This is a genomic window from Scandinavium sp. M-37, from assembly GCF_043558715.1.
GTDB classification, from domain to species: domain Bacteria; phylum Pseudomonadota; class Gammaproteobacteria; order Enterobacterales; family Enterobacteriaceae; genus Scandinavium; species Scandinavium vulneris_A.
The window spans coordinates 1-14,237 of the sequence record NZ_JBIGIN010000048.1 but is presented as its reverse complement, the minus strand read 5'-3'; the positions used below and the strand labels follow the sequence as shown (position 1 = coordinate 14,237).

7 protein-coding genes, 1 tRNA gene and 1 pseudogene are annotated in these 14,237 nt (G+C 51.7%); 4 read left to right on the top strand and 5 right to left on the bottom strand.

Annotation, left to right across the window (positions count from 1 at the left end):
- The first annotated feature begins 8 nt into the window (after nt 1-8).
- The 3 genes and pseudogenes from ACG0Z5_RS22095 to ACG0Z5_RS22085 all read left to right on the top strand — a co-directional run bounded on the left by ACG0Z5_RS22095 (nt 9) and on the right by ACG0Z5_RS22085 (nt 2,993).
- Nucleotides 9-1,397: an FAD-dependent oxidoreductase gene (locus tag ACG0Z5_RS22095; protein WP_394451227.1), complete on the top strand. Its 1,389-nt coding sequence runs from the start codon at nt 9-11 to the stop codon at nt 1,395-1,397.
- The gene (locus ACG0Z5_RS22090; protein ID WP_394451225.1) at nt 1,394-2,710 is read left to right on the top strand and encodes an NAD(P)/FAD-dependent oxidoreductase; all 1,317 of its coding nucleotides are present in this window, start codon (nt 1,394-1,396) and stop codon (nt 2,708-2,710) included. Before ACG0Z5_RS22095 ends, ACG0Z5_RS22090 begins: the two co-directional genes overlap by 4 nt.
- 100 nt (nt 2,711-2,810) lie before the next feature.
- Nucleotides 2,811-2,993, top strand: a pseudogene (locus tag ACG0Z5_RS22085) (hypothetical protein).
- Here ACG0Z5_RS22085 and cbl read toward each other — a convergent pair.
- Both cbl and nac read right to left on the bottom strand, forming a co-directional pair.
- Nucleotides 2,976-3,926, bottom strand: a complete 951-nt coding sequence (gene cbl / locus ACG0Z5_RS22080) for an HTH-type transcriptional regulator Cbl (protein ID WP_394451223.1) — start codon at nt 3,924-3,926, stop codon at nt 2,976-2,978. The pseudogene ACG0Z5_RS22085 and the gene cbl sit on opposite strands and share 18 nt — an antisense overlap.
- Before the next feature lie 102 nt (nt 3,927-4,028).
- Nucleotides 4,029-4,946 carry a nitrogen assimilation transcriptional regulator NAC gene (nac, locus tag ACG0Z5_RS22075; protein WP_394451221.1) on the bottom strand — a complete coding sequence of 306 codons (918 nt, stop codon included), beginning with the start codon at nt 4,944-4,946 and terminating at the stop codon, nt 4,029-4,031.
- 331 nt (nt 4,947-5,277) lie between these two features.
- Here nac and ACG0Z5_RS22070 point away from each other — a divergent pair.
- Nucleotides 5,278-5,353 (top strand) — tRNA-Asn (locus tag ACG0Z5_RS22070).
- A gap of 62 nt (nt 5,354-5,415) precedes the next feature.
- On the opposite strand, the gene ACG0Z5_RS22065 is transcribed toward ACG0Z5_RS22070, so the two are convergent.
- The 3 genes from ACG0Z5_RS22065 to ACG0Z5_RS22055 form a co-directional block, all read right to left on the bottom strand.
- Complete coding sequence (locus ACG0Z5_RS22065; protein WP_394451218.1) at nt 5,416-6,099, bottom strand: 4'-phosphopantetheinyl transferase; 684 nt, start codon at nt 6,097-6,099, stop codon at nt 5,416-5,418.
- 51 nt (nt 6,100-6,150) lie between these two features.
- Complete coding sequence (locus tag ACG0Z5_RS22060; RefSeq protein ID WP_394451216.1) at nt 6,151-12,204, bottom strand: non-ribosomal peptide synthetase; 6,054 nt, start codon at nt 12,202-12,204, stop codon at nt 6,151-6,153.
- 328 nt (nt 12,205-12,532) lie between these two features.
- Nucleotides 12,533-13,960, bottom strand: a complete 1,428-nt coding sequence (locus ACG0Z5_RS22055; protein ID WP_394451214.1) for a capsule assembly Wzi family protein — start codon at nt 13,958-13,960, stop codon at nt 12,533-12,535.
- Nucleotides 13,961-14,237 lie beyond the last annotated feature (277 nt).

The window sequence follows — 14,237 nt, the reverse complement described above, 5'->3', positions numbered from 1 at the left end:
AGATCCTCATGGCAAATAAAAAGTGGTTCTGTCTGATTTGCGGCTTTATTTATGACGAAGAAAAAGGATGGCCAGACGAAGGTATTCCGCCAGGCACCGCGTGGGAAGCGGTGCCGGATGACTGGTTATGCCCTGAATGCCTGGTGGGAAAAGCTGATTTTGAAATGATCGAGATTAGCGAAGATCGGCAGCCCCTCCCGAACAATCCTGTGCCAGCAGCGGAAGCGGTGCTATTACCAGTGGTGATCATCGGCAGTGGTCATAGCGGATACTCCCTCGCCGCAGCGTTACGGGCGCAATATCCGCTATTACCGATAACAATTTTCACTGAAGATAGCGGCGCGCTCTACAGCAAGCCAGCCCTCTCCTGCGCACTGACAACGGGAAAAAATGTCGCACAGCTTCAGCAAAGCTCAGCGCTGGAATGGGAAAAAAAGCTCAATGTCCGCCTCTATCCCCACACTCAGGTGCTGCATATCGACAGGCAAAATAAGCGTCTGGAGACCAGCATTGGCCCCTGTGATTATGGCCGTCTGGTGCTGGCAACCGGCGCGTCACCGATAACCCCGACGATTGCAGGAACCAGCCACCAATTTTTGAGTGTTAACCATCTGCATGACTATGCCTGCTTTCGACAGGATATTGTCGACAAACGCCATATCACCATCCTTGGCGATGGGCTAATTGGTTGTGAATTCGCCCATGATTTAGCCACCTCAGGTTTTAAGGTTACGGTTGTCGGTCTGGGGCGCTGGCCAATGTCGACATTTCTGCCTCAGCCTGTGGGGGTAGGATTGCAAAACGCCCTGCGTGATATCGGCGTGACCTGGCACTTAAATACCACCATCGTCAATGCATCAACAAGCATAGACGGCTCCCAGTTGTTAACACTTAGCAATGGCGAAATGTTACACACCGACAGAGTGCTCAGTGCAACCGGCCTGCGACCGAACGTTACTCTGGCGCAAAAATGCGATCTTAAAGTGCAAAAAGGGATCTGCGTCAATCGCTACGGACAGACAAGTGATGAGGCCATTTTCGCCCTCGGAGATTGTGCTGAATACCCCTGCGGCTGGCGTCCTTATATCGCCCCGATCGTGCAGGCGATACCGGCCCTGGTTCGCAGCCTCACAGGTATGCTGACCCCGGTCGATGTAACCCCCAGCCCAGTCATTGTCAAAACGCCCACCGCACCACTGTGCTTTTCGGCGCCAGTGCTTGCTGGTGAGTGGCAAATCGAACATCACGATAACACCATCATGGCGCTCCATTATGACGATAACGGCATGTTAAGCGGCTTTGCCCTGTTTGGTGCAGATATTCAGCATCAGCGTAATGACTGGATGACGGAAGTGCTTCACACCAGCGCCCGGCAATCTATGGAGGAGCAGACATGATCCATTTACCCAATGATGATAACTGTTGTGGCTGGTATGCGTCTCTGACGCCTGCAACGGCACAAAAAAAGCTCACTCAGGATGAAAAAGCCGATTTTGTGGTGGTGGGAGCTGGTTTTGCCGGTTTAGCCATCGCCCGTCGGCTAGCCCAGCATGCCCCCACGGCCAGAATTTTGTTAATTGACGCCCAACAGGTCGGTCAGGGGGCTTCAGGACGAAACTCAGGTTTTGTTATCGATTTGCCGCATAAGTTTGCCCTTGAGCACCCCAATCCCGAACATAAGCAAAAAATTCTGCGTCTCAATCGCTATGCGATTTCCCAACTGGCGGCGCTGATAGAAGAGCACAATATTGACTGCCAATGGTCGGCAACGGGTAAATATCAGGGGGCGGTGAGTGAGCGCGGGCTGGAAAAGCTTGACCATTTTGCACGGCTGATGCGTGAGCTGGGCGAACCCTGGCATAACGTCGAGAGTAAAGCTCTCTCTGAGATACTGGGTACCAGTTACTACCAACGGGCCATCTACACCCCAGGCAGCTATCTTATGCAGCCTGCGGCCCTGGTTCGTGGTCTGGCAGACAGTCTGCCGGATAACGTTGAACGTTTTGAAAACTCGCCGATTCGTTCACTCACCCGGGAAGGTAAGCGCTGGCGACTGCGGGGTGACCATGGCACCGTCAGCACACCGACGCTACTGCTGGGTACCAGTATTTTCACCCGCGAATTTGGCTGGCTAAAAAACCGTCTGTTGCCGGTGATGACCTTTGCCAGCTGGACCCGACCGCTAAATGAGGCGGAAAGAGATAGCTACGGTGGACAACTGAACTGGGGGCTGACACCTGCCGACCATGCAGGCACAACCCTGCGTATGACGATGGATGGACGGATAATGGTGCGCAATACTTATAAATATGTTCCGCGATATGGTCACAGCGTAAGTGATCATCTGCGACAGAAAATCCAGCAGGAGCATCGACAGGCATTTTTAGCTCGCTATCCGGCTCTGGAAGCCGTGCATCTTTCCCATACATGGGGCGGAACCTATGCAATATCGCGTAATTTTACCAACTTCTTCGGCAAACTTGATGACGGTGTATATGCCTGTGCCTGTGACAACGGTGTTGGGGCAGCCTGGGGAACGGTTTCGGGCTCGCTACTGGCAGACCTGGCCGCAGGGATAGACTCATCGCTGCTGGCAGATATTCAGACCGTTACTGGGATGCCGGCGATAAACCCGCCAGAACCACTTCTTGGCCTGGGCGTACGCAGTAAAATTCGCTTTGCTAAATGGCAAAGTAGAAGTGAGTTATAGAGAAACCCGCTTGAGGAAACTTAAGCGGGCTTTTTGCTTTTGCAGTTTTGCTGATGTTTTATGTTCTTTAATCGACATAAGACGTTTATTGTGGAGCCCCATGCCTGCTCAGCATGCAAAAAAGGTGGTCATTTTGGTGGTCTTGACAGACAAGGTTTTCTGATTTAGATTAATTATCAGCCAGTTATTGGCAAAGGCGATCCCAGTCAGAGGAGCCATATTAGAGAAGCCCGCTCAGGGAAACCTGAGCGGGCTTTTTGCTTTTTTATATCTGATAATCTAACGCCACTTCCTCCGGCTCCATCACCTGACGTTTGATCTCCTCGACCGACAATCCCGCATTACACAGTTCCAGGAAGCGCCAGACGTAGTTGCGCTGCAGCTGGCCGCGTTTCAGCCCCAGCCAGACGGTATTAGCATCAAACAGATAGTGGGTATCCAGCCGGGTCAGGCGACCGAGTTCCTGATTATCGCCGGATTGCTCCGCCACCAGGCCAATGCCCAACCCCAGTTCGACGTAGGTTTTAATCACGTCCGAATCCTGCGCGCTGAGCACGATATCCGGCACCAGGCCTTTGCGGTTAAACGCCTCGTCGATGCGTGACCGCCCGGTAATGCCCTGGCGATAGGTAATCAGCGGCCAGCGGGCGATAGCTTCCAGCGTCAGCGGCACCGTTTGGGTCAGCGGATGTCCTTCCGGGACCAGCAGGTTGTGATGCCAGCGGAACCACGGAAACGCCGCCAGGGTCGGGTCATTGCTCAGGCGCTCGCTGGCGATCCCAATATCCGCCCCGCCGTTATGCAGCAAGGCTTCTATTTCCTGGGGGGTACCCTGAATCAGTTCCAGCCTGACGTCTTTGAAAAGTTCGCGGAAGGCTTTGATCACCGGCGGCAGGCTGTAACGTGCCTGGGTATGGGTGGTGGCGATGGTCAGCACCCCGGAGGCATCGTTAGTGAATAAATCGGCGAGGCGGCGCACATTGCTCGCCTCGTTGAGGATACGTTCGGCAATCACCAGCAGCGCTTTGCCCGGCTCGGTCATCCCGAGCAGACGTTTTCCGCGACGAATGAAAATCTCAATCCCGAGCTCTTCTTCCAGTTCGCGAATATGGCGACTCACGCCGGACTGCGAGGTATAAAGCATATTGGCGACTTCCGTCAGGTTGTAATCCTGCCGGGCCGCCTCACGAATAATTTTGAGTTGCTGGAAATTCACCCTTTCCTCCAGGGGCCTTCAGACATAACGCTATTGTTAGAGTCTGCGCCCCTGGCGAACAAATAATAAAAACCCGCAACTTATGCTTTTTAGATCTATCGCTTAGCTGACCAACTGTAATTCGCGATTTTCGAGCGACGGACGGCTGACCAGCGACATCAGGATTTCTTTCACCGCCTGAGCCTGCGGCGAGAGAGAGCCCCGGGCGGACATATTCAGCGAGAGCGGTAAACTCATCGATGGGGTAGTTATCCGCGCCATCCAGCCGTTTGCCGCGGCACACAACGAGCGTGCAGCGGATTCCGGTAACACGGTGACGCCCATTCCGCTGGCGATGGCCGCGGTCAGCGTCGAGAGGGATTCAATTTCGCCAATGATTTTCGCCGTCAGACGACGCAGCGAAAAGGCCTCATCAACCCGGGCGCGCACCGCGCTGTAATCGCGCGGCAGGAACAGATTCATTTCTGCAACGGCGAGCAGATCCACGCTTTGACCTGGACAATCCCGCGTGCCCACCAGCCATAAATCTTCTTTCAGCAGCTGTTGGCTGGTAATGCCCGCCACAGGCGAGCGCTCGTAAAGCACCGCCATATCGAGCTGGCCGTTGAGCAACCTGTCGTTCAGCACCGTGCCGCTGTTTTCATGCAGATAAACCATCACTTCCGGCAGTTCGTTGCGCACCGCCTGCAGCAGCGGCATGGTGATCGACGATGCCGCCGTACCTGGCGCGAGCCCAATCGACACCTGCCCGCTCAGCGTCTGGCCGATGTTGCAGACTGCCATTTGTGCCTGCTCGCACTGACGCAGAATGGTTCGCGCATGGGTATACAGAATTTTACCGGCCTCGGTCGGCGTCACGCCCCGTTTGGTGCGGATCAGGAGCTGCTGGTCCATCTCACCTTCCAGCGTAGCCACCTGCTGGCTTAATGCAGGCTGAGCGATATGCAACACCTCAGCTGCCTGAGTCAGGCTACCGATATCGACGATTTTTACGAAGTATTTCAGTCGTCTTAAGTTCATTTTGCCTCCGGTTCGGGATGCCAGTGCCAACGCTGGCGATTCAGTTGTCGGAGGAGTTGCAATATGCTTGCCAATTTTTGACCAACCGGACCAGAAGGTCTGCACAGGCCGTGGAATAAGAGATTCTAATAATTTTGGCATTTTCAGTAACCGACCAGCGGATTGCGCTCTGCTCCATCAGGAGGACGAGATGCACCAATCCGGTGCGCGCTGTGCTAATTTTCAGCAATTAATCGCCTTTTGCTGAAATTGTCAGCAATCGAACCGCAGAAGTGCAGACAGGCTTTGACATGCCGTTCGGGTCTCGCTAGTATTCGCCCCGTTAACCGATTCCTCTGTAGTTCAGTCGGTAGAACGGCGGACTGTTAATCCGTATGTCACTGGTTCGAGTCCAGTCAGAGGAGCCAAATTTAGAAAAGCCTGCTTTCGAGCGGGCTTTTTGCTTTTCTGAGCTCAGCAAGGCTAAGATTCAAAGGCAGTTATCTTCTGGACTCGCATACAGTGCGGTGTATACGCAGCCGTTTTCGAACAGATATTCTCCTCGCCAGAGCCTGTGTGCAACCTGACAATAAAATTGCCGCACATCGACCGATATAGCCACAAGTCTGATGTCGTGAAAATCACAAATAGCCTCACGATGCGATAAGGCCTTATACACGCTCTCCTTTGCTGAAAAGGCCAGGGTTAGTGCGGCATGAAACGCCAGCGGCACCTGCTTAAGATAGCGATACTCTTCACCGCCAATAATAGCTTGATGCAAAACTGCCGCATCTTCGGGAGCAATCAGATTCTCGACATCGACTCCAATGCCCACTCCCTTCGGCGAGTCGATCATTACACACAGCGCTATTCTTTCTGTATGGCTTATGGAGCCTGAAACGCCAACTGGCCAAAGTGGGATGCCTTGTTCGTCACTCAGGACGGGCCGTTGCCCATAGCCATTTTTGGACAACCATTGCTGAGCCAGATAGCGTCCCGCCAGATACTCAGCCCGCCGTGACCTTGCAGCATGACGCAGCGCTGTGGGGAAAGTGAGGCCATAGAAATCAAAGAGGCTGTCCTGGTAATGTGCTGGCTGAAAGGCACAGCGAGAAACGGATAGTGATAGCGACCGTGGTGAAAAAGGCGGTAGTGGTTGAATAAACTGTGTCATCGCATGCAACTCAAGGCTGGCCTGTTCAGGCCAGCCAGAAAGGAAAAGGCTTTACGCCTCAGCAGAGGTCTGTATTTCGGTCGTTAAGAAACCGCAACCAAACCAGTATTCCCGATATTTGGCGATCAAGTGATCTGCATCCAAAGCCCCAAACATCTCGGCCACCAGCGAGTGTTCAATCTGCATCCGCGGGTAATCCTTTGCATCGAGATAAAATGACTTAAAGGGATAAAGTGCATTATCGCTGCCTACGCCGGGCACCCACTGCTGTGCCCAAACGTCACTGCTGACGAAGTGGATAGCATGATCGCCGCCCGCAATAATCGACAGAAGTTTTGTCCAGGGAATGGCTGAGAGATAGCCCAGATTGATTGCCTGTTGGTCATACCGCCCTTCCAGGCTTTCGTTAACTAACAGGTCTGCCAGGCAATCGACCGGGCTGATATCCAGCTCGTAGTTTTTCCAGTTTGGTGCCACACCCATCTGCAAACATCCCTTTATCAGGTTCAACGTGTGGTTAGTTTCCACATTCGAAATCCCGTTGCGGACCGACCCGGTAATATTGCCCATGCGGAAAATAGCGCCATGCAGACCATTGGCAAAGGCCTGTGTGACCAATTGCTCGCTTGCCCATTTCCCCTGCACGTAGCCATTTTGCATCGGCGGGACTTGCGCAACTGTTTTTTCCAGAATGCATGTACCCTCTGTTGCGGCAGTTGACAGAGTGGAGACATAGAAGAAATGCTTCGGGCGGCCAAAGGTACACAGTTCCAGTAGCTGTCGGGTGCTTTCTACGTTCGCGGCTCGCAGAGTGGTGTAACTGTGCAAGTGGTTGACCCATGCCCCACAATGGTAAATCGCGTCGATACTCTCCCCCAACGCTTCCCATACCACACTGCTCAGGCCGAAGCAGGGAGCATCAAGGTCACCGCACAGCGTGTGGATCCTCGAAGGATCGAGCGTTAACTGATACAAATCAGCGGCTTCAAGCAGGCGCTGCACCCCCTCTTTCCCTCTAACAAGACAATGAACATTGGCCTCGGGCCGCTTGCGCTGAAGATCCGCCAGCAGATGAATGCCAAGAAAACCGCTCGCCCCGGTAAGCAGGATCGTCTCAAACTGTCGGCGGCTAGCGCTCAGGCACGTCATTTGAGTGGACGCCACGTCGCGGGCTATCAACTGTGCTTCGTCCTCCTCATTGCCATCCGTTTTTCCGTCGAGACTGGCAGCCAGCTCCGCCAGAGAACGACAACGGAATACTGTGGCGACCGGGACAGATTTCGCCATCAGCTTCTGGATAAGATCGGTCATTTTGATAACCAGCAGAGAGTGACCGCCAATCATGAAGAAATTATCCTCCCGCACGCAGGGGCGATCGGTTTGAAGCAGCTGTTGCCAGATGAGTGCCAGCTGCAGCTCAGTCTCTCCCTGCGGTGGCGTCCCCTCTTTCAGGGTTGCAGCAAAGTCGACGGCAGGAAGCTGCGATTTATCGACTTTTCCGTTAGCCGTTAGCGGTATTTTTTTGATCGTTTGCAGCGCGGCCGGAACCATATAAGCAGGCGCAACGGCGGTAAAGGCGTTGAGTATTTCCGCCGTATCAAGCTCGCTGACGCACCAGGCCGCGAGCTGCTTCTGCCCCTGATGTTCCACGGCGATCACCACTGCCTGTCGAACCCCAGCGAGTTGGCACAGCAAATGTTCCACTTCGCCCGGTTCCAGGCGATAGCCACGGATTTTAACCTGGTTGTCTCCCCGACCGATGAACTCCAGTATCCCATTGCGTTTCCATCGCACACGGTCACCGGTTTTATACATCTTCTGCGTGGCGGGGGTCCGCTGACGCGTTTCCTCAAAAAATGGATTATCAATAAAGGCCTCTTCGGTTTTGTCCATCTTATTGAGGTAGCCATCCGCCAGGCCCGCTCCAGAGGTATAAAGAGTACCAATAGCACCTGGTGGTAGCAGACGCTGCTGGGCGTCAAGGACATAGCAGGTCGTACCCGAGATACTGCTGCCAATTGGAATACTGGCCCCCTGACAGTCTTCCCGCCTGATGGGATATAAGGTGGTGAAGGTGGTGTTCTCGGTTGGGCCGTAACCATTCCAGATCTGCGCGGGCGGGGTGGCCGACGAGAGCACATTGTCGACAAGCGAAGGCGTCAACGCATCGCCACCGATCAGCAAATTCCTTAGCCCGGCAAAAGCATTGGGATTGTCGGCCGCAAGCTGATTGAACAGCGCAACCGTGAACCAGGCGTCGGTGACACCTCGCTCAACCAGCGTCTGCTGTAATTTTTCACTGTCGATAACGATTTCATAAGGAATAACTTCAATCTGTGCGCCGTTGAGTAAAGCGCCCCAAATTTCAAGCGTAGAGGCATCAAAAGCAATATTGCCAGCCTGAGCGATAACCGCATCGGCAGTTATCTGCCAGGGCTCAGCATTGACCACCAGACGGGTCACTCCCCGCTGTAGAACCTTCACCCCTTTAGGTTCACCAGTCGAGCCGGAGGTGTACATCACGTAGGCTTCATCGTCAGCATGGTGGCTAACGGGCGTCAGCTGCCCGCCACCCGAACTCAGGGCATCAACTAAGATTTCAGGACAAATGTCTTGTCGCCCTGCGGTATTGCGGTTAACGATAAGACAGTCTGCCGCGCTGTCAGTAAGCATGTAGCGCAGCCGGTCATTCGGATGTGAGGGATCAAATGGGACATAAGAGGCTCCCGTTTTGGCGATCGCCAGCATGATAGCAACCGTATTGATCCCACGTTCAAACGCGAAGGCGACGCGCTTTCCTCTTAATTGACCTCTCTGACTCTGCAGCCCTGCCGCAAACTGGTTAGCGCGTTGGTCGAGTTCAGAATACGTCATGCTTTCTGATTGGCAGCGAACGGCAAGTTTATCTGGCTGCTGGCTGACCCAATGTTCAAACATCGGCAGCATGGCCTGGTTTGGCTGCTGCGCCAACGATGGGTTCCATTCAACCAGTTGTTGGTAGCGCATCGCGTCATTGAGAATAAACAGCGCTGAGAGCGGTTGCTGTAAGTCTTCGGTCAGCTTTTCCAGAATGGCCTGGTAAAGGTCGAGCAGCGTGTCCATCAGTATTTCCGGCCAGATACCTTTGCGGAAGGTCGCTTCCAGCCGCAACTGGCCATCGGTTTGTGGCACCACGTTTAACAAAAGATCGGATTTCGCCTGCTCTTCTTGCAGCGGATAATCGCTGAATTCACACCCGTTAAGCTCGATAGTTTTTCCGTCTCCCCCTTGAGTATTCTGCAACACCAGCAACACTGCACAAAGTGGATGCTGCGTCGGGCCAGATGGAATGCCCGTGGCGGCCAATACCTGGCCTAGCGGAGCCTCCCCCCGCTCAAATCCTTGCGTCAGAGTCCGGTGGTTGTCGCGTAGCCAGTCACCGACGATGTTCCGCTCTTCGACCTGCGTTCGCATAATCAACGTATTAGCAAAGAAACCTATTTGATTGCTGAGCGACTGCTGCGGGCGGTTGGCCCAGATACCGCAAATGGGTACATCCTGCTGCTGGCAAATTCTCGATAGCAGCAAGGCCAGCCCCGAAAAGACCAGGTTAAACAACCCACTCTGACTTGCTATCGCCGTGCTCTGGAGCTGGTTTAACAAGCGCGAAGGAAGCACTTTCTTGCGCATGATACTGCCAGGCTGTGGCGTGCCTGAAACGGGCAATGCCAGAGGTGTGACGCCTTCCAGCGCCGTTTTCCACCCTTCGATTTGCGGCTGAAAATCCTGCTGCTGCTGCCAGGCACAATAGTCTGGATACTGACAGGCCAACCCAGATAGAGCCGTTTCACCGTCGTACAACGCCTTCAGCTCCTCGAAGAAAATACCCATCGACCAGCCGTCAGCAATAATGTGATGAATGTTGATCAACAACAAACGGGGTTGCCCCTCAACGCAATAAAGCGTGGTACGAAGCAGTGATTCATCGCCAAAACGGAATGGACGAGCCACCTCATCATTGATTTTCGCTGCCAGGTCACTTTCCTGTGGAACAGAGACGGTGGTCAATGTTGCTGGCGTTTCAACTACCTTCTGCCAGGGTAAACCCTGCGTCTCATAGATACGCAAACGCAGGCTATGATGCCGTTCACTCAGTTTACGCAGGGCCACCTGCAGGCGGTTGCTGTCCAGCGAACCGATAATTCGAAATGCGAGAGGAATCGAATAGTGAGCAACATCAGGCTCCCGGCAACAGGTCAGCCACAGGCGATTTTGCTCCAGGGAGAGAGGTGTGCGGCTCCCGGGCGGAACAACAGGGAAAAGGTGCTCTCCGTGACTTTCGGACTGGCTGTCGATATGCGCCGCCATTTCATGCAACACGGGAAAACGAAAGAGACTGGCGAGGCTTATCTCTTTGCCACTGTGTTCATAAATTGCATGACGGAGTTTGACAACCAGGAGCGAATGACCCCCAGACCAGAAGAAGTGACCTTTACGTCCAGGCACTTTTTCGAGTTTCAGGATCTCTTGCCACACTTTCTCAAGCCAGCTTTCAGTTATCGACTGAACAGGCTCATAATCGTGGTGATTAATTTCAGCAGCGGGTAATCGCCGTTTGTCGACTTTCCCATTTGGCGTGAGCGGAAGTTTATCCAGCAGTTGCAGGCTTACCGGAACCATATAGGCGGGAACCTGTTCACGAAACAGAGAAAGCAATTGTTGCGGTGAACCCGATCCCTGGCACCATGCCGCCAGCTGTTTTTGTCCCTCGACAACGATTGGCTGGACGACCGCAAGCTCAACACCGGGCAGTTGACAGAGCCGAAACTCGACTTCTCCGGGTTCGAGGCGGAAGCCACGAATCTTAATCTGGTTGTCCATACGCCCAAGAAAATCGAGGCTACCCTCTGCCAGTCGCCTGACGCGATCTCCGGTCTTATAGAGGGTCTGGCTAGCTGATTCAGGGCTGAACTCACGCTCCTGCGTGTAAAAAGGGTTGGTAAGAAACGCTTCGCTTGTTTTATCCGCTTTGTTCAGATAGCCATTAGCCAATCCTAATCCGCTGGTATACAGCTCGCCTTCCTCCCCATCCGCTACCGGGCGCATCGCGTTATCCAGCACGTAGCATTGCGTTCCGGAAATGCTGCGACCAATCGGAATACTGCTCCGGTGACAGTCTGAGAGTTGTATACGATGTAAGGTCGTGATCACCGTATTTTCCGTCGGCCCATAGGCGTTCCAGATAGCTGCGGGTGGAGACTCGGCGGACAACGCCGCCAGAACCGATGCCGGATTAAGCGCATCACCGCCAGTGAGGACATTTTTGAGTCCGCAAAATACATTGGGATTTTCTGCAACCAACTGATTAAACAGCGCAACGGTAAAGAAAGCATCAGATATATTTTCCCGACGCAGCAGGTCGCTAAGTTCCGCGCTATTAATAACAACTTCATAGGGAACGATAATTAATGTACAACCGTTCAATAAGGCCCCCCAAATTTCAAAGGTGGAGGCATCAAAAGCAATATTCCCACATTGCGCAATAATGGCATCAGTCGAAAACTGAAAAGGATGAGCATCCACCACCAGGTTTAATACTCCCTTCCGAGGTACCATTACACCTTTAGGCTGACCTGTCGAACCTGATGTGTACATTATATATGCAGTCTCTGCTTCGGCAGACAATGTCGATTTTAATACCGTACTGCTAATGTCTTCGGGGAGATCTTCAATATAAATTTCGTAACATTTTCCCTGCCTTTTAGCCTCAGCCTTGCGGGTAATCACGAGGGCGGGCTGGCAGTCCTCAATAATGTAGTTCAATCTCTCATCCGGCCCACTTGGGTCGAAAGGAACGTAAGTCAGACCGAGCCGCTGAGTGGCGAGAATACTGGCAATTGCATAAGGGTCACGCGGCAGAGCGATAACCACTCTGCCCGCTATCGGGCCATCGACGATGCCCGACTCGATATACCTGGCGATTCGTAATGATAAATTATCCAGCTGGGAGTAAGTGAGAGATACCGTGTTATATTTTATTGCAATTTTATCGGGATTTAATTTGACCTGCTGCCTGAAAACATTATAAAGGCAAGGAGTGGAATTTGCTTCATATCCTGTTAACAATTTAACTACCTCTGCGAGATTGATAGGCGCATATTTATTGCCCGGAGCAATGTATAAATTATCTTGAGAATATCACTTAAAACACACCTGGATGTTTCAATTTTTAGAAACGCTTATTTTAATATCTCATCTTGCATTTTCAGAACCATGCCACTTGGACATCATTCATTTTCACCCTGCTGACTGTTCCCTCTATAGGCCATTCGGTATAACAGCGGATTATTAATCCGTATATTGCTGAGTGAAGCCCGGTCAGCGAAGCCCAAAAAAAAAGCAGACGTTTATAGCGTCTGCTTTTTGTATTTCTTTTTTACTTTTCGAGAAAATTTTAAAAATTAAACGGCACTTCAATATTCATTCCGGCACCCGTATCATTTTTGTCAGCGTCAACATACCAGAGCATGCCACCTAATCTGACTTCTTTATAGATATCGCCTTCCCAGCCTAACTGGAGACCTGTCAGATTATCTGATTGCGCAAATTGGGTATTTTGATATTGATTTTCAGGGTTAACTTTTGCATAGACAACGCGAGCACTCCAGCGTTGATTTTCAGGGGTCACAAGCTCCATCTTAGCTGCAAACAACTGACCATCTCCGCCAATCGCATCCCCCAGAGGATATCCCTGCTGATAGTAACCATCTTTATAGACCTGATGCTGATAACTAAGGTTCTTCTTATGCCCGTTAGAACGGGTATCGTGATACTCAACGTACCAGTTTAGCGCATTAACCTCGACCTGGTGATGTCCTTCGATACCCGCTAAATACATATATTGCGATGGAACAAAACCATGTTTTACATTCTCACCTATCATCTGACCATAAACATTAACAGGAACGCCAAAATCGCGCCCTAATTTATAGTTAACGTCAAATCCGGCTAAATGATTTCCTAAAGGGTTGTCTGTGCCATAATATTCTTTTCCGGTCGCGGCATCCCAGAAAGACGAAAAATCTGACGGACGCCCTTCTCCACCCCATTGCATAACATGCGACATCCCGATAGACAGCGGACCGCTGCCTGGAGAAAACGTAAATCGACCACCAACGACTTTTGTATGAGGTACAGCCTCGTACTGATCTATCTGAGATCCCATCAACTGATACTGCCATGGCCCCACCCAATTTAACCATGTTGTTTCAGGCGCGGTTTGCTCCGCACGTTGCATCAAAAACCCCGTTAACGGACGAGCCGCATCAGAACGAATCAGACTGCCTTCATTTCCGGGCCCCCATGATTGCGGGATCTGTCCAAACGCCAACCACTGATTGGCAAATTTCACTGCCGCATAACTGTTATTGAGATTGAAAACGGATTGATCATCAATATATTGCTTATATTCTGCATTAGCATTCAAATGAATATCCCACCAGTCACCATCCTGGCTGATGCTAATAGATTCCCCGTTTTGTGACGTTTGAGTCATTGCAAATGATTGTGGTAATGCATCTTTGCCCGTAGAGAGATAGGCTTTAACACGAACATCCGAGCGAATTCGTCTGATACGTGATTCAACATGCTCTATCACCTGACGTTGCCCAGCAGAACGTGGTTGTGCCGCATCAAGCGCCCGATTGATTTCGCTCTGACTCAATGGCCAGGTTGTTAAATCAAGGTTTATTACTCCCTTATTGGATAACCAGGCCAAATCATTACGTAATGCAACATCCGCAATTAATAATCCATCAGCGTGGGCATTGACAGAACCCGCCACTGATAAAACTGACAGTATAATACATAAGTTTTTTTTCATTTAATTTCCCCTTTATTTATATTTAAGGTGTAGTTATCCCTACCATCGAAACGACAAGCGAATGGGCACACAATATTATTGGCGTGAAATAAACAACACTAACAGACAAGTAATAATCGTAAATTAATAAACTTTTATTCCCATAGAATAGATACCAGCAACGTCATTCATTATCTCCCTGGCAAACTGAAATTTAACCCGCTGGCGTTGACGACCTGCTGATCAACCCGGTCGATGTCGACCGAACGTACGCCCTTCTCGTTCACCGCCCTGATGT